At 45.6% G+C, this 20733-nt stretch carries 10 protein-coding genes and 1 pseudogene; 6 read left to right on the top strand and 5 right to left on the bottom strand.

The window, feature by feature from the left end; translation table 11 throughout:
* A complete protein-coding gene (locus HRI96_RS09220; protein WP_210117081.1) occupies positions 1-1362 on the bottom strand; it encodes a hypothetical protein in 1362 nt (453 codons plus the stop codon).
* 218 nt (positions 1363-1580) lie between these two features.
* Positions 1581-6218 carry a 2-hydroxyacyl-CoA dehydratase gene (locus tag HRI96_RS09225; protein ID WP_210117082.1) on the bottom strand — a complete coding sequence of 1546 codons (4638 nt, stop codon included), beginning with the start codon at positions 6216-6218 and terminating at the stop codon, positions 1581-1583.
* A 503-nt stretch (positions 6219-6721) separates the two neighbouring features.
* On the opposite strand from HRI96_RS09225, the pseudogene HRI96_RS09230 reads away from it, so the two are divergent.
* The 5 genes and pseudogenes from HRI96_RS09230 (at position 6722) to HRI96_RS09250 (ending at position 12590) form a co-directional block, all read left to right on the top strand.
* Positions 6722-7610: pseudogene (locus HRI96_RS09230) on the top strand (Rpn family recombination-promoting nuclease/putative transposase).
* A gap of 23 nt (positions 7611-7633) precedes the next feature.
* Positions 7634-8257, top strand: coding sequence for a hypothetical protein (locus HRI96_RS09235; RefSeq protein ID WP_210117083.1), 624 nt, complete (start codon positions 7634-7636; stop codon positions 8255-8257).
* A gap of 362 nt (positions 8258-8619) precedes the next feature.
* Positions 8620-9753: a formylglycine-generating enzyme family protein gene (locus HRI96_RS09240; RefSeq protein ID WP_210117084.1), complete on the top strand. Its 1134-nt coding sequence runs from the start codon at positions 8620-8622 to the stop codon at positions 9751-9753.
* A gap of 99 nt (positions 9754-9852) precedes the next feature.
* Positions 9853-11448, top strand: coding sequence for a murein biosynthesis integral membrane protein MurJ (gene murJ / locus HRI96_RS09245; protein WP_210117085.1), 1596 nt, complete (start codon positions 9853-9855; stop codon positions 11446-11448).
* Positions 11445-12590: a M24 family metallopeptidase gene (locus tag HRI96_RS09250; RefSeq protein WP_210117086.1), complete on the top strand. Its 1146-nt coding sequence runs from the start codon at positions 11445-11447 to the stop codon at positions 12588-12590. Before murJ ends, HRI96_RS09250 begins: the two co-directional genes overlap by 4 nt.
* Positions 12591-12823: 233 nt before the next feature.
* Here HRI96_RS09250 and HRI96_RS09255 read toward each other — a convergent pair whose 3' ends face one another.
* Together HRI96_RS09255 and HRI96_RS09260 are read right to left on the bottom strand one after the other, a co-directional pair.
* Positions 12824-16222, bottom strand: a complete 3399-nt coding sequence (locus HRI96_RS09255) for a tetratricopeptide repeat protein (RefSeq protein WP_210117087.1) — start codon at positions 16220-16222, stop codon at positions 12824-12826.
* A gap of 16 nt (positions 16223-16238) precedes the next feature.
* Entirely contained in the window at positions 16239-17741 is a 1503-nt protein-coding gene (locus tag HRI96_RS09260; protein ID WP_210117088.1) for a fibronectin type III domain-containing protein, read from the bottom strand.
* A 10-nt stretch (positions 17742-17751) separates the two neighbouring features.
* Between HRI96_RS09260 and uvrC the strand changes: the two genes are divergently transcribed.
* The gene (gene uvrC / locus HRI96_RS09265) at positions 17752-19713 is read left to right on the top strand and encodes an excinuclease ABC subunit UvrC (RefSeq protein ID WP_210117089.1); all 1962 of its coding nucleotides are present in this window, start codon (positions 17752-17754) and stop codon (positions 19711-19713) included.
* Between the two features lie 4 nt (positions 19714-19717).
* Here the strand turns inward: uvrC and HRI96_RS09270 are convergent, their stop codons facing one another.
* Complete coding sequence (locus HRI96_RS09270) at positions 19718-20482, bottom strand: DeoR/GlpR family DNA-binding transcription regulator (protein WP_210117090.1); 765 nt, start codon at positions 20480-20482, stop codon at positions 19718-19720.
* Between the last annotated feature and the right edge of the window lie 251 nt (positions 20483-20733).

A 20733-nucleotide genomic window follows, 5' to 3' on the forward strand; every position in this document is an offset into this window, starting at 1 on the left:
CTACTCTTCAGTTTGCGGGAAAAATCTATCCTCCGTTCCGACCCTGACAAGATGCACAAAATCATTTTTATATCGCTGCATAAAATACGGTAAGGACAACTCCTTAGCGTTTTCAAAAACCGTACAGTCAAAATGTCCTCCGGAATCAAAAAAAGGAAATATCACCGCACAATTATTGAACGGCCGAACTTCCGGAACTGTTTTTGCAGTGCTTCTGATTGCCGCCAAATAACAAAAAGAAGGCTCGGTCGCAGACAGCACATACAGTATTGCCTTAAGTTTTGACACGGCATAGCCGGTATCCTTTATATATCCTGCGGTATTGACTATCGTACCGTTTATCAATTCCGCGCTGAACGGTTCTATCGTTACGTCTACGCCGGAATCCTTATACAAGTATTTTTTATTCGTATATACCGATAAGGACGCCGCCGCAAGATTTCTTGTCCAATTTAAAGCGAAGGACAAGTCGTATTTATCGTCTATTATCCCTTGCAGGCCTACCGGTTTAAAAGCGACCGTGGGCACAAGCAAAGGATCTCTGTAGGTATAACTCCCCGTCAACGGATAGATTAAACCGTCCACTACCCATTTAACAAATCCGGCGTTGGAAAGTGACAGTTTTCCGCTGTCTTTTTTCGTTTTTTCTCTCGCTTTTCCCGTAAGAATGGAAACAGGCCTTCCCGATTCGTCATACATGGCGTCGTCGGCAAACACGATCGAAGGAAGATTTTCGCGGATAACCTGTATCATCTGAAGGCTGCTGTGATACATTTCGGGGGAAACGAATACGTAATTCCACGGGATGACGGATCTTGTCCACTCATAAAGCTGCTCGAACGAAGCGGTGTAAAAACTGCTGAAAGGAAGCGCAAGCTGAACGCCCCTGGAAGCGTAGCTGTTAAATATCACCATATCGACAAGGGAAACCCTGCCCAAGGGCGAAATCTGAACGAAAACATCGCTGTCGGCGGAAAAATAATGCCTTATGCTCACGGGATTTCCTGTAATCTTGTTTCTGACAAGAACCCAGCTTCCGCTTATGTCGCCCGGATACTCTGTTTTTATTACGGTTTCTACGCCGCTTCTTGAATAAACGTCTACGGGGATTTTCGTTTCGGGAGAAACATAGATAAAAACATCCGTATCGTTTTCTTCGGCACGGATCTGAAAACGCCGGCCTTCATAATTCGCCCTTATTTCAGGCCTCCGGCCGTATAAGAGCTCTACGGATTCAGTAAACCAGGTGTCGGTAAGCTCTCTGCGAATCTCTGCAGAATCAGGAACGTTAAAACGGTTGTAATCCGCAAACGCAAGAGGCAAAGAAAAAAAGATAAAAAACAATACGGCAAGACGTTTCATACAAACTCCCATAATCGGCGAGGCTTCGGCTCCGGGCAAAAGTGCGCAGTTCAATAGTTTTCAACTAAACCGCAGTATTTTGCGGTCGAAGTTACACGCTTGCGGTCGAAGCAGCCTCTTCGCGGCCGGCGCCGGCACAAACATACCAAGGCTTTTCAGAGCGCGCACAAAGCGGCGGAAACTCTCGCTCTGCCGCCGCTCTTAACCGGGTTTTACATCTAATTCCGATCTTCTCCGACAACTACGGGAACGTTTATCTCTGCCGTCATCGGAACCATGGATGTGTCTACAGGATCGGTATCGATGAGTCCCATACTGCCTTCCGCATAGCGGACTTCGGGCTTTACCCAACCCTTTTTAGTATACACAAGCCCCTCTTCATTTTCATCAGGATGAGAGCCTATCGGAGCGTTGGACAGTAAAAGCTTAAGGCGGTTTAACTGATTTACTTCGCTTGAACCCGGATCGTAATCGATAGCGCTTATATTGGATTTCGGGAAACGCCTTCTAAGTTCCTTTATCATGCCCTTGCCTGTAACGTGATTCGGCAGACACGCAAACGGCTGCACGCACGCTATGCTCGGCACTCCGGAATGTATCAATTCCACCATTTCGGCCGTAAGGAACCACCCTTCTCCAGTTATATTACCGAGCTGAACTATATCGTCTACGCCCTTCATGAGATCGTATATAGAAGACGGCGGTTCGAATCTCCGGCTCTTTGCAAGATAACGCTTCAAATCCGTCCTGTAAAGCTCCAAAAGCCATACGGACAATTTTGCGTAAAATTTTGTCTTTTTGGCAAACGCCAATTTTTCATGACGGAAAATACCGTTGCTGAAAGAATAAAACAAAAAGTCCGCCAGATCCGGCATAACGCATTCGGCGCCCTGGGCTTCGATCGTATCTACAATTTCATTGTTCGCCGTAGGATGGAATTTTACGAGAATCTCCCCTACTACTCCTACCCGCGGTTTTTTGACCGGCAAAAGCTCAAGTTCGTCGAATTCCCTTATGATCTTTTTCAGCAATCGATGATATTTTGAAACTGAAAGCGATTTTATGGATTTTTCGGCTATGGCGTTCCATTTTTCATAAAGCCTATTGGCGGAACCCGGTTCGGCTTCATAAGGCCGCGTGCGGTATAACACGCGCATAAGAACGTCGCCTATCATAAGAGCCATGAGCGCGCGGTGCAAAAGAGGCAGCGTAACTTTAAAGCCCGGATTTTTTTCAAAACCCTGGGCGCTCAAAGACAAAACCGGAATATCCGACCAGCCCGCGTCGTTCAGAGCGCGGCGGATAAAACCTATGTAATTAGTCGCACGGCAGCCGCCGCCGGTCTGCGTTATTATGAGACTCGTGTGATCAAGATCATATTTTCCCGACTCCAGCGCGGCGATCATCTGTCCGGCTACAAGGATAGAAGGATAGCAGGCGTCGTTGTTTACGAATTTAAGTCCCGCCTCAACGGCCTTAGGATCTACGGCGTCTAAAAGAACAAAATTATAACCGCAATAACGGAACGCCTTTTGAATAAGGCGCATGTGAATGGGAGAAAGCTGAGGGCATAAAATTGTATGCGTATACTTCATCTCTTTTGTAAAGATCTTGCGCTGGTAAGAGGCGGCCTTTATTACGGGTTTTTTGTTGTTCCGCTCGCGGGCCTTTACGGCCGCGATAAGACTGCGGATTCGTATTCTGACGGCTCCGAGGTTCGAACCTTCGTCGATCTTTATGAGCGTGTACATGTGTCCTTTGGAATGCATTATCTCGTCCACTTGATCGGCGGTAACGGCGTCAAGCCCGCAACCGAAGCTTGTAAGCTGTACCAGTTCGAGGTTCGGCATCTGCGAAACAAAGGCTGCGCATCTGTATAAGCGGTTATGATAAGTCCACTGGTCGACTATGCGTAAAGGTCTTTCAATCGCGCCGAGGTGCGCCAAACTGTCTTCCGTAAAGACCGCAATTCCAAGTCCGCTGATCATTTCAGGAATTCCGTGATTTATTTCAGGGTCAAGGTGATAAGGTCTTCCGGCAAGCACAATGCCGTTTGCGCCGCTTCTTATGATGTCTTCTACGGCGGCTTCGCCCGCCGCTTGTACATCCGCACGGAATTTTTCCTGCTCGGCCCATGCGGCGTCTACGGCCTTGTTTATTTTTTCCTGCGTTAGCGCCGGAAAATGGATTTTAAATTCTTCGTACAGACGCTCGGCAAGCCGTTTTTTATTGTATATAGGCAGAAAAGGATTCATATACAGCACATCCTTGTCTTGGCGCAGAGCGTCTATGTTGTTGCGCAGAACTTCAGGATAACTTGTCACAATAGGACAGTTATAGTGATTGCCCGATCCTGAGTCTTCCTGTCTTTCATACGGAGCGCAAGGATAAAAGATGAATTTTATTCCCCGGCTTAAAAGCGCTTCTACATGTCCGTGCGATATTTTACCCGGATAACATACTGATTCCGACGGAATGGACTCAAGTCCTTTTTCATAAATCGTGCGCGAAGACCGCGGAGACAGCTGAACGCGGAATCCCAGCTCCGTAAAAAATGTAAACCACAAGGGATAATTTTCATACATATTGAGAACGCGCGGAATTCCGACTTCGCCCATCGGAGCGTCTTCAATTTTAAGGGGAACGTAACCGAACAAACGCTTATATTTCCAATCAAAAAGATTGGGCAGTTTGGAATTTCCAAGACTTTCAGCCTTCGAAGCGTTTTTATTGCTTGCGTCCACTACGTTTCCGCCAATTTCAGCTCCGCGCTCGCACCTGTTGCCGGTTACAAAATGGCGTACCTGAACCGCATCGCCTCCGGAAGAAGTTTCTTTGCCAGGAGCTTTTAAAGTCGAAAAAGTATTTATCGTCAAAAGACAATTATTTTGGCATTTTCCGCATCTTGTAAGTTTTAAATCCACTCGGAAAGAATCAAGCTGCTCGAGGGTTGATATTTTGGATCTTATCTCATGAGTCGTCCCTTCAGGCTCGCCGGGTTTGGGTGCCGTCATATCGCGCCATTGGTCGATCGCTATGAGCGCGGCTCCGTAAGCGCCCATAAGCCCTGAAACGTCGGGACGGAACACTTTGACGCCTGAAATTTTTTCAAAAGCGCGAAGGACGGCCATATTCTTAAAGGTACCGCCCTGAACAACGACTTTCGTGCCGATTTCACTTGCTCTGCGCAATTTTATTACCTTAAAAAGCGCATTTTTTATAACGGAATAAGAAAGGCCGGCCGAAATATCCGCGACGGAAGCGCCTTCTTTTTGAGCCTGTTTTACGCGGCTGTTCATAAAGACTGTACAACGGCTGCCTAAATCCACCGGATGTTTTGCAAGCAAGGCAAGCTGGCTGAACTGCTCAACGTTCATGCCCATAGTGTGCGCAAAATTGTCAAGAAAGCTTCCGCAGCCGGCGGAACACGCTTCGTTTAACTGAATGGAAACGATCGCGCCGTCTTTCATGCGCAGGCACTTCATATCCTGTCCGCCTATGTCCAAAAGAAATTCCACGCCGGGAACAAAGAATTCCGCCGCCCGGTAATGAGCGATCGTTTCAACTTCCCCCGAATCTACGTTAAGCGCCGCCTGAAAAAGAGCTTCTCCGTACCCTGTAGAAACGGCGCGCGCTATATAAACGTTTTCAGGAAGTTTTTTATACAGATCTTTTAAAACGCGCACGGCCAAATCTACGGGATTGCCGGCATTGACATCGTAAAAATCCCAAAGCAGACGGCCGTCTTTATCCAGCAAAACGGCCTTTGTAGTCGTGGAACCCGCGTCGAGCCCCAAAAACACAGGCCCTTGAGCCTTTTCAAGCTCCGAACGCCCGGCCTTTTCTTTAGAATGCCGCTGTTTAAACTCTTCAAGTTCTTCTTCGTTCGAAAACAGAGGTTCAAGCCTTTGAACTTCGTTGAGTTCCGCGCCGACTAATTTTTTCAGATCGTCGCGGAAAGATTTTATCGTGGGAAAAACCTTGTTTTTTTCGCCCGAAACCGCCTTAGGCAGCATGTCCGCTGAAAAAGCGGCGCCGGTAGCGACAAAAAGCTGGGAATTTTCAGGAACTATCGTAGAATCGGCGTCGAGCTTTAACGTAGCGATAAAGCGTTCCCTAAGCTGATCCATAAAATGAAGCGGACCGCCTAAAAAAGCCACTTTTCCGCGGATAGGTTTTCCGCATGCAAGGCCCGAAATCGTCTGATTCACAACCGCTTGGTATATGGAAGCGGCGATATCTTCGCGGCGCGCGCCTTCATTGATAAGAGGCTGAACGTCCGTTTTGGCAAATACCCCGCAGCGCGCCGCTATGGGATAAATTGTAGACGCGCCCTTGGCCAATTTATTAAGACCCGCGGCGTCCGTTTCAAGCAGCGCGGCCATCTGGTCGATAAACGCGCCGGTTCCGCCCGCGCAGGTTCCGTTCATGCGCTGTTCTACGCCGTTGTCAAAATACGTTATCTTTGCGTCTTCGCCACCGAGTTCTATGACAACATCCGTCTGCGGTATGAGTTTACGAACGGCCGTCGTAGCGGCGATAACTTCCTGAATAAACGGAATATCAAGCCACTGCGACACGGAAAATCCTCCGGATCCCGTAACCTTTGCGCTTATAGTCTGATTTTCGCCAAGCGGAAGTTCGGCCGCGACAACATCAAAAGCTTTGGAAACCACCGTAATAATCGTGTTGCGAATATCCGCACGGTGGCGCTCATACGCGCTGTAGAGAATATTATTGGAAGGTCCGAGCGCGACGATCTTTACCGTCGTCGAACCGACGTCTATGCCAACCCGTACGGGCTGAGTTACGGGAGAAAAGGAGGAAATTTTTTCTCCCACCGGTTTAAAATCCATATATATCCTTAAAGTTAGAAAACTGCAAAATAATAATCCCGAATACTACCGTTTATCCGAGTGATATACATTACCGTATCGGCCGACAGTATATCATAATAAATATATCTGCAAAGCGCTTTTTTTTCAAGAAGATAATGTTTATCCTCTCCTTTCATTCTACAATTTTCTACCATATGTCAAAGTATGATAAAATCTTCAAAGAAAACCCAAACCGCCCACTCAGGCGACAAGTTTTACAGATAAAAAGTTAAAACGACCGTCCAAGCATCTTGGCTCGGGGCGATTTTTTGTGCATACGAGTTTTGCGATCCCCTGCGTCTAAATATTTATACCATTTCTTTTTAAACCTGCCGATCTATGCTATAATGTAACCCGGATCATGTGGGAACTGCACGTTTCGCACAATTTTTAATTCGGAATTTGCCTTCCGGCAAACTTGATAACATACGGCTTTACCGACGTCCGTGCCGGAATATATACAGCTACAAAGAGGGCTTGATATGAGTACCTCAAACAGAAAATACAAAGACTCAGTGTTCGTCGACCTTTTTTCCGAAGACGAAAAGGCAAAAGAAAACTTTTTATCGCTGTATAATGCTTTGCACGGTACGAGCCTTACGGCTATAGAAAAGTTAAAAAATATCCGCCTCGATCAAGTTTTGTACATGGCATTCTATAACGATGTATCTTATCTTGTAGATAATAAAATAATAGTCCTTGCTGAGCACCAATCCACGATAAATCCCAATATGCCGCTGCGTTGCCTTGAATACATCAGCCGACTTTATGAAACCCTTTTTGAATCAAAAGAAAAATACAGCCGTAAACTCTTAAACATTCCTACTCCTGAGTTTTATGTTTTTTACAATGGAGAAGAAACTTTCCCCTGCGATAAAATATTAAAACTCTCGGATGCTTTTACAGAAAAGACAATGGAAACTAACCTTGAGTTGACCGTTAAAGTAATAAACATAAATCGACAAAGCCGCCCCGGTATTGGTAAACTGTAAAACAATGCAGGAATACAGTATATTTGTGGAAACGGTGCGGAAATGGAAAGAAATAGATAGTCAAAACGGTTTTGAAAAAGCCGTTGAAGAATGTATAGAGAACAATATTTTGCGTGAATATCTAAAACGCAAAACGAAGGAGGTGCTCAATATGTTACTAGCCGAATATGATTATGAAACCGATATAGCCGTACAGCGAGCCGAAGAGCGGGAAATCGCATTTGCCGAAGGGATTGAACAAGGAATTGAGCGGGGATTTTCCGAAGGCTCATACCGAAAAGCCTTAGAGGACGCAGGCAATTTAAAACAGCTTGGTGTTTCAATTGATATTATCGCTAAAGCCACCGGTCTTACCAAAGAAGAGGTGGAAAACATATAACCGTCATCCCTTAAACTTTTATTATGGCGGCAAAAAAAACTTTAATGAAAAAGAATTTTTCAAGAACCGGCTGCGGCTTGATTTTTTCGGTAATTTCATGCGTTCTTTTTTGGTTGCCCTATCCTTACAAGGAACGGCATTTTTTATTCAGCACGATAAAACATCTTTCGCTTCATCCTACGCTAGTCACGGGAACGGTCGCGCTGGCATTTACGGCCTGCCTTTACGCGCGCGGTATTTTTCGTTTAAAAAAAAGTAAATTCATGTTTATTCAGTTTTTGATAAATCTTACGTTGTTCGCAACTCTATTTGAAATATTTATTTCTCCGGGGAAGGAAACTGCAACTTCCGTGTCGCCGTGGACAGCCGCATTTTTTGCCTTTACCGCAGCAACCGTTCTTTTCGGCGTAAAAGAGATTGCAAAGACGGTATTCCTTTTGTTCTTTTTGCTGGTCATGTTTTTAAGATTAAAACTTGTCAGCGACGCGATGGGAATATTCGGCTATGCGGCGTTTTTGTGCATGCTCGCGGGGTTTTATCTTCAAGGATCCATAAACGTCCGTAAAATGAGGGACGAATGGCTGTATCTTACCGGAAAAGAAAACCAGATAAAGCTTGAAAGTCCGAAAATCGAAAAATCGCCTTAAGAAATTATCCGGTCCACGGAAATCAAAGTTTTGCCTAAAACTGTCGGACATAAACTGGCAAAAATTGACAAAATTGACAAAATTGACATAAAGCTTGACTTCCGTGGGAAAAAGCGGTATATATAGATGTTTCAGTCATCCTGAGGAAGCGCTGATTAAAGCGAGGAGCGTATTTAATCAGTGTTTCTCTAAGTTAGTCCCACAATTTATAATTACGAGAGACTTATGTACGATACTGCCAACGTTGGAACAACACAAATTTTCTCAAGGCAAAAAAACGCCTCAAGCAGAATGCACACGTATGCACTCCGTCCGTGGCGTTTTTTTTGCTGTATGTCAAATCTTTTTAAGAAGGAATTACAATGAAAACACATAATTCAAAGACCAAGGCATATGCCTTTTTGGGAGCGGCTTTTGTGCTGCTCATCGCACTTATGTTTACCGGCTGTTCAAATAATGCGGGAGGAAACGCAGGCGCTAGTTCCGGAGACGGTAGGGATGGCGGCGGCGGGATGCCCATACCGCCGGATGCAGGCTCTTTTGAAAATGCAGGCAACTTTGTAAAAATAATTCCTCCGACAACCGGTACCGAAGGCATTGCTCCCGATCCCGGCTCCTTACCCGGACCTGAAAATTATTGGAAAGGCGTATTTATTGCGGGACGGAAGGTAAAATTAAGCCCCTACAAGCTGGGCAAGACAGAGGTAACGTATAAACTTTGGAAAGACGTCTACGATTGGGCGGTAAAACCTGAAAATGGCTATACCTTTAAAAATGCGGGGAAAAAAGGCAGTTCCGGAACCGGAAGCGAAGATGAGCCCGTAACAACTATAAACTGGCGGGACTGTATTGTGTGGTGTAATGCGTATACGCAAATGACGACAGGATCCGATGCCGAATGCATATACCGCAAAAGCGAAACCGATACTACGGTATTAAAAAACTCAACAGTAGAAGCTGATTGCGATGCCGCCTATGCCGATATGGATAAAAAAGGCTATCGTCTTCCTACAGAAGCCGAGTGGGAATATGCCGCCCGCTGGCAGGGAAGCGATAAAACAAATGCGGTACAATACGGCGATGTATGGCTTACCAAACTTGACAGTGCAAGCGGAGCAAAAGACAAGTGGAACACGGATGAAACAGGAGAGGTTGCGTGGTATTATAATGATAATGCAGACAATAAAACCCATCCTGTAGGAGAAAAAAGGGCGAATACACTTGGTTTATATGATATGTCGGGAAATGTCTTGGAATGGTGTTTTGATTGGTATAATCTAGATCCTGAATTAAACGATAACGCTTATAAGAGTGAAGGTATTGTTACCGATCCTCAAGGTCCCGCGTCGCCTGCGCCGGAGGACAAACGCCGTGTTGTACGCGGCGGCAGTTGGCGTGACAGTGCAAGGACCTGCACTGTAGGCATACGGAACCACGGCGACCCTAGTGGAAAGAGTATATATCTTGGCTTCCGCTTGGCGTGGCGCCCCTTATAGATAAAACTTGAAAGTCCGAAAATCGAAAAATCGCCTTAAGAAATTATCGGTCGAATTATTATTGAAAAATTTAACCAACATCTATATGCTGTAATAAATATGTCCGGCATCGCTGAACCGCGCAAAAAGTCGTCTTTAACTTCTGCGGGTATAAAACTTTCCGTATTAATCTTGTTGTCAAGGCTTTTGGGGCTTATTCGGGAAATGACAAAGGCTTCCTTTCTCGGAACGGGTCATCTGGCGGACGCCTTTTCCATAGCCTTTTTGATACCAAACTTGTTCAGACGCCTTTTTGCGGAAAACAGCATATCCGTCGCGTTTATTCCGACTTTCCGAGGATACGTAGAAGAAAACGATCCTGCAAAAACTAAAGAATTTATAGCGTCAACTTTTACAGTCGCTTCTTTTATTACGGCAATATTCGTTACGCTCGGCATGATCTTTACTCCGTTTATAGTTAAACTTTTTTTTAATAAAACCGACACGCAGACATTGCAGGAAACAATTATCCTGACAAGAATAATGTTCCCCTACCTTTTCGTGATTTCTACGGCGGCGTTTTTTCAGGGAATACTTAACGGCGTAAACATTTTCTCACCTTCGGGCGCAACCCCGATTCTGTTCAACATTGTCGTCATCTCTTCAACTTACATATTATCGCCGCATACGGCAAACCCCGCACGAGCTATGGCCACAGGAGTGGTCGCAGGCGGAATAATACAGGCGCTTTTTCAGCTGCCGTTTGTTTTAAAGACAAATTGGAAGCTTAAGTTGGCGTCTCTAAAACGATCGTTTTCAAATCCGGGAACAAAAAAAGTTATGACGCTCATAGGGCCTACTATCGTGGGAATGGCCGCATACCAGTTAAACGACGTAGTTTCTACAGCTTTGGCAGGCAAGGCGGGAACGGGAATAGTTTCGAGCCTGCAGTATTCTCTTCGCCTTCAGGAACTTATTTTGGGAATTTTCGCCGTTTCCATAGGCACCGTGATTCTTCCGGATTTATCGGGGCTGGCGAAAAAAGAAGACTGGGAAAACTTTAACAATATGCTGCTCAATGCCGTAAAAATCATAATGCTCATAACGATTCCTGTAACTTTTTATTCTCTTGTTTCGGGACGGGAGATAATTTCACTCATCTACAAAAATAATCGCTTTAATCAAATGTCGGTTATGCTCACCCTCAGAGCCTTTAATTTTCACATTTTAGGACTGTGTTTTATCGCCTTGAACCGCGTAATTGCGCCGGCGTTTTACGCCCAAGGGTGTACGAAAAAACCGACCATGGCGGGAATACTCGGTTTTGCCGTAAATATCTTTCTGGCGTTTTTGCTTGTCGGCAAGATGAAAGGCGGAGGCATCGCGCTCTCCTTGACGATAGCAAGTTTTGCCAACACCGTTTTTTTATTTGTGTTTTTAAACGGAATAAAAACAATCTGTGTGGCAAAGATCGTAAAGTCATCGCTTTTATATCTTGCAAAATTGACTTTTTTTTCTGCAACAGCGGCGATTCCCGCGTTTTTTACGCTGGAATTTCTAAGAGTTCACTTTTCAGGCCGTGCAAAACTCATAGCCTACGGGCTGCCGCTTGCTATAACGGCGGCGGTTTTCAGCACGACGGGAATAATTTTGCTTGTAATCAGTAAAGACAATATAGCGCGAATAATCATTCACAAGATCGGGAGAAAAAAATGACCGCAATACAGGACGACCGGTTACAAAAAATATACGCTCAGAGAAGGGCAAAACTTGCCGCACAGATGAAAAAATACGGGATAACGGCTGCAATTTTTGAAGATACGGAATCCAGACGCGACGCGTGCGTAAGATATTTTACCGGGCACCCGGCAGACGCCTTATTCATATTCTTTGACGACGAAAAAAATTTTTTAATTCCGTGGGATGAAAATACCGCCAAATGTCACGCTCACGTCGATAACATTATCGCCTATTCTCAGTATGAAAGGCAGAGTACAAGGGCTGTAAAAGCCGTTTTAAATTCCATGAACATTCAAGGAAAACTCGTAGCGGAACTTCCGGACTGTACGCCGTATCCGCTTTTTTTGCAATACATAGACGCTCTTTCAGGCTGGGATGTTCGATGCAGGGAAAACAGCCTGCACCAGCAAGCACGTTCCATGCGTGCGATAAAGGATGATTACGAAGTCGAGTGCATAAAAAATGCCGCTCGCGTTACAGATAAGATTATTGATCTTATCGAAGAAAAAATAAGATCCGGCGATATAAAAACGGAAACGGACGCGGCGCTTTTTATCGAAGCGGAATGCCGCAAAAACGGATGTGAAAAAACGGGGTTCGACACGCTTGCGGCAGGCGGCACCCGCAGTTTTGCCATTCACTGCTTTCCCAATTATACGGACGGGCAATGGCCTACAAACGGACTTTCCATCTTAGACTTCGGTGTGGTTTACGACGGTTATACGAGCGATGTTACGTTGACCGTAGCAAAAGGAAAACTTTCGGCCGCGGCGGAACGGCAGATAAAGTTGGTGCAAAAAGCTTACGACGAGTGTTTAAAACTTTATAAAAAAGACGTTCCGGTTATCACCGCGTCCGCAAAGGCGGAAGAAATATTTTCAAAAGCCAAACGGGCGATGCCTCATTCTTTGGGACACGGGATCGGTCTTGAAATTCATGAAGAACCCTTTGTGAGCAAACGCGCTTCCGCAGAAAAAAAGTTTATTCCTGGGATGGTAGTAACGCTTGAGCCGGGATTATACAACCCCATAACGGGCGGCGTCCGACTGGAAAACGACATATTGATCACCGAAACAGGAAACACGGTTCTGACCCATTCAAGAATTATACGAATGTAAAAACGAGACCTCGCGCATACAAAAACTGTTTGCAGAAAATATCGATTTTCGAAAATGCCGCATTCGTGCGTATCTTGCGCACAGTTCGATAAACGAGTTTTCGAAGAAAACTCGAAGTTTAAGTAACGCCATGGATGGCGACAAAATATGTAAAAGCGATATTTTGGCTTTGCCAAAATTCGTCATAACCCGATGTACATGGAGGTACATCGGGTTATAACTATTTCAGACGTTCAATTTAAACCTTCCTTCGCCTCTTTTAAAATCGCGCTCAAAGCCGCAGCAAGCGTTTTATCGGTAAGTTCGCCGGACATTTTTGTCATAATATCCAATACGGCTGAAGTTAAACCGTCTCCCGAAAGCTCCGAATCCTGCGATTCTTCGGCTGATTGTTCCAGCGCGGGATCGGCTCCGCGTATTTCCTGTGCGGCTGCAAGAAGCCCCTGCCTGCCCTCAAGTTTTGAAACCACATAGTCCATGCGGACCCTATCCGTGCTTTCCAGAAAGACGGATTTTTTTTCAGGCGGAAGGCTGGAACTGAGCGTTTGAAGCCGTTGAAAAAGTTTAAGAAGTTCCGCCTTATTTTCCGCCGTTTCGTCCGTGCAGGAATCTTCGGATACGACAGGAACGTCGTCAAAGCCGTCTTCCGGTAAAGGCGGTTCTTCAAGTTCTTCAGACAATTCCTCCGGCGCCAATTCTTCCGTCGACGGCTCTTCTTCGGCGTCGAAATTTTCGTCAGATGCAGCAGGCAATTCGGCATCTTCCTCCGGCACAGGTTCTTCGTCGGTCAAAACATCGTCTGCCAGGGTTTCGGCGTCCTCATCGGTAAGGGAGCCGGTTTCTTCTTCATTCTCGAAGGAATTTTCGGCGTCTCCATCGGACACGGCGGGAAGTTCGGCGCTATCGTCAACAGATAAAAGATCATCGTCTTCCGTATATTCCAAATCATCACCGCCGGCGGGTTTTTCCATGTCGTCATAAATAATATCCGAATCGGACGGCTCTTCATCGTCAGCGATCAAATCTTCAGGAGGAATGAATTCCGTGTCTTCATCCGCCGCCGCATCTGCAATTTCCGCGTCGTCCGCGCCAATATCTTTTTCATCGGACAAAGCGACATCGTCTTCGGCTAAAGTTTCTGCGTCCTCGTCGCCAAGAGCTTCTTCAGATACGACGGGAAGTTCGGCATCTTCTTCCGATAAAGAAGGTTCTTCAAGTTCTTCAGGCAATTCCTCCGGCACCGATTCTTCCGTCCACGGCTCTTCTTCAGCATCTTCGGCCAAGGTTTCGGTGTCCTCATCGGTAAGGGAGCCGATCTCCTCATCCGCAGCTTCCTCGTCCGGTTCGGAGACGGCATCTTCCGGCAAGAACGCAGTTTCTTCGTCAGCTGAGGCGGGAACGTCGTCAAAGTTGCCTTCCGCAGGCAAAAGATCCCCATCTAACGTTTCGGCATCCTCGTCGACGGTCTCGTCATAGTCGGAACCGTCATCGGCTTCATGAAACTCGGCGGGAATATCTTCATCCTGCGCATTTTTTACACTGTCCGCAGCTTCCTGCGCAGCTTGTGCAGCTTCCTGAGCTTCCTCTGCCGATCTTTTTGCTTCGGCAGCGGCCTTTATCGCTTCTTCGGAGGCCTCTTGTGCAAGACGGTCAAAATCTTCGGATCCTTCCGCGTCTGAATCGTTGCCTGAATCGGTCTTTTTACCGCCGGCTTCGTCTTTTTCATAATCGTCATCCGTAAATCCGCCAAAATCTTCTTCCGGCTCGTCAGCGTTTGCAGGGTTTTCTGAAGCGCCGTGAGAAAGAGGCCTGTCGGAGGCCGTTTCGGGAAGCGTCTGGGGGCTTGACGGTTTTCCCAGTCCCAATATATCGTCGTCTTCGATATCTTCCATTTCAAATCCGCTTTTTCCGCCGGAGGGTTCGTCAAACGGGCCTCTTCTTCTTTGCGGTTTTCTGTCAGGCTCAACGGGACCGCCGTCGTCAACCAAATCTTTAAGACCTATGGGTTTTTCGTCGTCTTCAATGTCTTCATCATCCGCAAACTCAAGGTCTTCGTCTTTTGCAATAACAGGATGTTCGGCGCCCCATGCGTCAAAATCAAATTCCTCGGATCCGAAACCGCCGCCGTTTTTGTCTTTATAAGAATTTTCAAAAAGCGACTCGTCTATATCCATTGAGACGGCAGGAATATCATCTTCAAAATCAATTTCCTCCATTTCTTTTTCTTCTTCCGCTTTTCGAAGATTTTCTTCAGTCACTTTTTCGCCGAGCCGTTTTACAGCCTCAAGAGCTATGGCATTGTATCTGTCATATTTTAAAACCTTATGATAACAGGCCAACGCCGTCGACGCCGGATCGGAAATTTCTGAAATGGCTGCGGCAATCAAAAGTCCCGCCGGTTCCGTGGGCTTTATTTTGAGGTATCTGTCTATATAACGTCTGGCCTTTGTTATATTGCCGATCTGTTGGCAGCGAAGAGAAGCGTCCCTTAAATAATCGACATACGAAGGATTTAAGGATTCAATTTCACTGTATGTCTCTTCCGCTTTGCCGTCGTTTCCTACGCAAAGATAATACTGGCCGAGCAAATTAAGCGCCTGCAATCTCTGGGGATATGCTTTCAGAACTGTATTTATTCTTTTTAATGCGGCTTCAAAATGTTCCGCACTCAAAAGCACGTGAGCGTACTTTTCTTTAATGTCGATATCGTCCGGTTCTGCGGATTCAAGCTGTTGCATAAGCTCAACCGAACGCGCCTTAACGCCGAGTTTTTCATTCATCAAGGCTGCTCCCAAAACGGCTTTTTTTGATCCGGCGTCAATTTCAAGAGCTTTGTTATATGAATCCAAGGCCGCACGGTAATCGCTTTGGGAAGAAAGACAACGTCCCATAAGTATGTGCAAATTCACATTCTTCGAATCAAAATCAAGAGTTTGGCTTAACATGCGTTCCGTAGTCTTTCTGTGTTTTGTGCGCAAAAGAAGTTTCGCATATTTTTCAATGGCTTCCTGCCAGCCAGGCCGCGCCCGCAACGCCGCCTTGTATGCCGCAGCGGCGTTATCGTTTTGTTTTAAAGCTTCAAAGCTTTCCGCCAAATTTAAATTCAAAACAGGATGATTCGGATCGATCTTAAGACCGCGACGGTATATACTGACTGCAGCGACGTGATCGTTACGAAGCGCGTATATCACGCCCATATGGTTATAGGCAAGAACATCGTTGGGATTTTCTTCTATTGCAGCACGAAAATAGCTTAAAGCCTTTTCATACTCGCCCATAAATTTATATGTAAAACCGAAGTTGTAGTTTATCTGCGGATCCGACTTGTTGATTTTTTCGGCTTTTTGCAAAACCGAAAGCGAATCTTCAAACCTTTTCATGCGCCGGTAAATACCGCCGAGATCTACCAAAGCGTTAAAATTATTGGGATCGATTGCTATGATCTTTTGATAATAAGGCAGCGCCTTTTCATCGTCTCCGCTTTTGACATACGTAGAGCCGAGTTTAAACATGATAGTATTGCTGTCGGGCCTTTTTGAAAGCAGAGACTCATACAGCCTTATTGCAAGAGAGAAATCTCTTGCTCTTGTCGCGTTATCGGCTCTTTTAAGGATAACTTCAGTATTTGACATATGCGCTCCTGCACGTTCATTGTTTTTTCGGACGGGCAAAAACTTCCTTTGAAAGCATCCCGTTTATTCTGTCATCATAAGCCGACCACGACGATACGGCAAAATAATAGATCACACCGTTTTTAAGCCCCGTAAGTGTAAGGCTTGTGGCCTTTCCCGTATTTATAGGAGAAGCGCCTTCAAGCGCATACCGTCCCAAATACTCACCGGGGCGTTCCCCATAATATACATAATATCCGCCCGCACTGTCATCAGCGGAATGGTCCCAACTTAAGGTAACCGAACCGTCGCCAGCTTCAGCCTGAACGAAAAGCGGCGGCAGCGGAGGCGAGATTTCATCGTAGTTTAAAATCACCTGTGTAACCGACGGAGTCGTACGTCCGCCGCCGTCAGGATACAGCTGTACCGCAAGCTGAAAAAATCCTCCCTTTATTCCCGAAACGGGTTTACCGCTTTCAACATGTTCCCACTGAGGATAAGAATCCGTCCAGCCGAATTTGTTTTCGCCGCCGCGCACATAAAGCTGAACTTCCGTCTGAGGAGGAACGTCCGCAATCGCTTCCACCGAGGTAAGAACCGACCCCTGTTGCACGTGCATCGGTTCCGTTTCAAAACGGCCGCCGTCAATCTTATACATATCGCGTACGGTAACAAAATCTTCTTTTGCATCGTCGGAGATTTCCCCCGGCAGCGCTTTTACTATGCGAAAATCATCCATACGCCCCGTATACTGCGGGCACAGCGATATATCGGCAGGCACTCCCAGGATCATGCGGTAAGTATCGCCTCCTTCGCGCCCCGTGGAAGTAATATACTTTAAATCTTCCGTTATGCCGTCAACCCTGTATTCAAGCAATCCGAATTCTTCGTCGTAACTGATTTTATGGTAAGACCAAACGTCCGGAATTATTATTTTTTTTCCGGAAACCACAGCTTCGCCGTCGTTTTTCGAATATCCTTCAAACACATTCGAAAATTTCCACTCAAGCCGATTGTTAAAAAACGTCGCCGTAATAGTCTGGTATATCGGATAACCTGCTACGGTTCTGGAAGATCGCCACGAAAAAAGCCTCTCGCCGTTTTCGGCGATAGACGGAGCGATCCAAAACTCTATGGAAAAAGAGCCTATTCTTCCCGCCCCGCCGAACATTGTTCCGCTTTTACCCGACAATAAAATTCCTTTTCCCGTACCGCGGCTTAACGCTGCGCGTTTACCCATGATACGGTTATCCGTAAGAACAAGATCGTTTGCAGAGATTTCATAATTTCCGACGGAATCGGTCATAGCAGCATTTTCAAAGTCAAGAAACAGATCCGTAAAATCCGAAACGGGAGGCGAATTGCGCGAAAGTTCTATGCTTGAATAACCGAATCTTCCTTTGCCTTCAACAACGCCGTCCGCCTTTTGAATGCTGCCCCAGCCTTCCTTTCCGCCTAGAGTCAACGTTTTTGGAACTGCAAAAAGATTATATACCAAAAACACTGGACAAACGCTTACCAAAATCAGTATTTTTTTCATAGTGAATATTATGAGCGCAAATACGGTATATCAACAATTACATCAAACCGCATTGCAAGCCCCTTCCTCCAGCGGAGTTTATCTTTGGCGGAACCCTGAGGGAACCGTCATTTATGTCGGCAAGGCAAAAAACCTCAAAAACCGACTTTCGTCATATTTTTCAGGACGCAAGGATATTAAAACGCGTTTACTCATTTCCCGCTCTCAAACTATTGAGTATATTACAACAGCAAACGAATATGAAGCTTTTCTTCTTGAAAACAATCTCATAAAAACGCATAAACCGCGGTATAATATAGATCTAAAAGACGGAAAATCCTACCCCGTTCTTAGGATTACCAACGAAGAATTCCCGCGTCTGTTTAAAACACGGTATATACAGCATGACGGTTCAACATATTTCGGTCCGTTCCCCGATGTGGGCGCTCTTGACACCTTTATAGACACACTTTACAAGCTTTATCCCATAAGGCACTGCAAGGTCTTTAAAAAGCGCCAAAACCCCTGCATGTATTACCACATAGGACAATGCAAGGCGCCGTGCTGCTCAAAAATTTCAAAAGAGTCCTATAATGAATTTTTCGGCGAAATTTCAGGCCTTCTTGAAAGAAATGATAAAGAACATCGCGATAAACTCACGGAGGAAATGAAAAAGGCCGCAAAAAATCTTCAATTTGAAAAAGCCGCTAGACTTCGCGACGGACTTAAAGCCTTTGCCGTAATGCAAAATCAAAACATAGTCGAAGACTTTGGAACGGAAGACCGCGATTACGTAGCTTTTTACAGAGAAGGAGAGCTCGTGTGTTTTACCGTTCTTAAAATACGCGGCGGAAAGCTCTTAGGCCGCGACAATTACAGAACTGTAAGCTTGAACGAAGACGAAGAGCTTATCCCTGAATTTATAAATGCGTATTACATACAAAAAAGCGACCTTCCTCCTAATATTTTCGTGCCGACAAGCAACGCGCTGCAATTTATTTCACGCCGCATAAAAGAAACTCTAGACGCCGACGTGAACATAATTCCTATTGAAGACAATATGGAAAACGCAAGCAGGCACAAGGCCGCCATGAATATGGCCTTTGAAAACGCCCATGAAGACACGATAAGAAGACTGCGCGAACGAGGCGATATTCCCGCCCTTGAAGAACTAAAAGCCGTCTTAGGTCTGGAACACCTGCCCGTTCGCATAGAAGGTTTTGATATTGCTCACATAGGCGGAAAATTTCCTGTGGCAAGCCTTATAAGTTTTTATAACGGAAACCCAGACAAAAAAAATTACAGGTATTTCAGACTTAAGACAACCGACGGCGTTATAGACGATTTTGCTTCAATGCGGGAAGCCGCCACAAGGCGTTATACGCGTCTTGTAAACGAACAGTCAGATCTGCCCGATCTCATATTGATAGACGGAGGAATCGGGCAGGTGAACGCCGTAAAAGGAGTTCTTGCCGCTCTTAACCTTGACATTCCCATTGCAGGCCTTGCAAAACGCGACGAAGAAATTTACCGCCCGGGAGAAAGCACACCGATGTCTTTGCCAAAGCACAGCGACGCGTTGCGGCTTTTGCAGCGCATACGCGACGAAACGCACAGGTTTGCAACGAGCAGGAACCAAAGGCTCCGCACAAAAGAAAACACGGTAAGCATTTTCAGCGAACTTCCGCATGTAGGAAAAAAGAGAGCCGGCATCCTTTTAAAGGAATTTACTACCATTGAAAACTTTTACACGGCCGGCTCCGCACAAATTACAAAAATTCTCGGCGTAAGCGACGATCAGGCCCAAGAGATAATAAAGTCTGCCCGGGAACTCGTTGCAATCCGTACTCAAAAAAAAGAAAAAACAAAAAGAATTTTACAAACGGCGGCCGCGACCGTTCAAAAAGCGGAAATTTCACAGTACGCATCGGATCTCGCTTCAAAAGCCTTGCTCGCTGCAGAAGGCGAAAAAGAGTATTCACACGAAGATTAGGTTTTTATTCCGCGATTATTATTTCAGGAGCCTCAGGTTCGTTTTCAAGCAGCTGGCCGCCGGTTCCGTCCGTGATCACAGCGTCTATGCGATCGGCGCCGACGGCCTTAAAATTGCATACGACATTTATCTTATTTCCTGCAGTTACGGCGAAAACCTTGCCGGTAGTTCTTTCTATCATAGTCTTGGTTATGAGAGCTTCTTCGTAAACAGTAACGGTAAGTCCGTGTTTGATCGAAAATCCGTCCAATCCTATAAAACTTTTATTTGCCCAAATATTCTGAAGCGAAAGCGAAGACATAAAGCCGTTCATGCTCCTTGACTTTGCCCTAAAAATTCCACCGGTAAAAATAATGTTCGCCTTTTCTTCCTTACCCAAAAACCGGATTATATCAACATTGTTGGTAATAATCGTGATCTGTTTGTTGGTCTTTAAAAGACTTTCAACTACGCATACGGTGGTGCTTCCGCCGTTTACGCATATGATATCGCCGTCTTTGACAAAACTTGCGGCCTTTTTACCGATCGCACGTTTTTCTTCCATGAATTCGTTAATCTTTTCCGAATAATCGATTTCCTGCAAAAAATTTTGGGAAAGAACGGCTCCACCGAAGCTGCGTGTTAAAAGTCCGCTATCGCTTAAAATTTTCAAGTCGCGCCTTATAGTAAGCTCGCTTACTCCGAATGTCTTTGCAAGCTCACTTACCTGTACATGCCCGGAATCTTTTACGAGAGAAATTATTTGCTGTTGTCTTTGCGCGGGAATCATATGGCTCCTGATAAAATTAAAAGAATTTTAAACCGCAGTTTAAAAACGCCGCTAAATAAGCGCAGTTATAAACCGACGTGCTTCCATGAATTTCAGTTTACGGCGAATGTCGGCAAAGCCCAAATATCGCTTATGCATATTTTGTCTGCATTCGCGGCGATAATTAGCCGACGAATCTTTTAGGATAAAACGCTTTATCTATATAAAGGCTAAACCGAAATCCGCCTGTTGTCAACAATTCTCTTTGTAAT

Origin of the sequence: Treponema parvum (genome assembly GCF_017893945.1) — a bacterium.
GTDB lineage: Bacteria > Spirochaetota > Spirochaetia > Treponematales > Treponemataceae > Treponema_D > Treponema_D parvum_A.

Coding starts and splice junctions, on each gene's coding strand:
- HRI96_RS09260 (WP_210117088.1), bottom strand. CDS start 17,741: ATGAAAAAAATACTGATTTTGGTAAGCGTTTGTCCAGTGTTTTTGGTA.
- HRI96_RS09235 (WP_210117083.1), top strand. CDS start 7,634: ATGGCGGCAAAAAAAACTTTAATGAAAAAGAATTTTTCAAGAACCGGC.
- HRI96_RS09270 (WP_210117090.1), bottom strand. CDS start 20,482: ATGATTCCCGCGCAAAGACAACAGCAAATAATTTCTCTCGTAAAAGAT.
- HRI96_RS09240 (WP_210117084.1), top strand. CDS start 8,620: ATGAAAACACATAATTCAAAGACCAAGGCATATGCCTTTTTGGGAGCG.
- HRI96_RS09255 (WP_210117087.1), bottom strand. CDS start 16,222: ATGTCAAATACTGAAGTTATCCTTAAAAGAGCCGATAACGCGACAAGA.
- murJ (WP_210117085.1), top strand. CDS start 9,853: ATGTCCGGCATCGCTGAACCGCGCAAAAAGTCGTCTTTAACTTCTGCG.
- HRI96_RS09225 (WP_210117082.1), bottom strand. CDS start 6,218: ATGGATTTTAAACCGGTGGGAGAAAAAATTTCCTCCTTTTCTCCCGTA.
- uvrC (WP_210117089.1), top strand. CDS start 17,752: ATGAGCGCAAATACGGTATATCAACAATTACATCAAACCGCATTGCAA.
- HRI96_RS09250 (WP_210117086.1), top strand. CDS start 11,445: ATGACCGCAATACAGGACGACCGGTTACAAAAAATATACGCTCAGAGA.
- HRI96_RS09220 (WP_210117081.1), bottom strand. CDS start 1,362: ATGAAACGTCTTGCCGTATTGTTTTTTATCTTTTTTTCTTTGCCTCTT.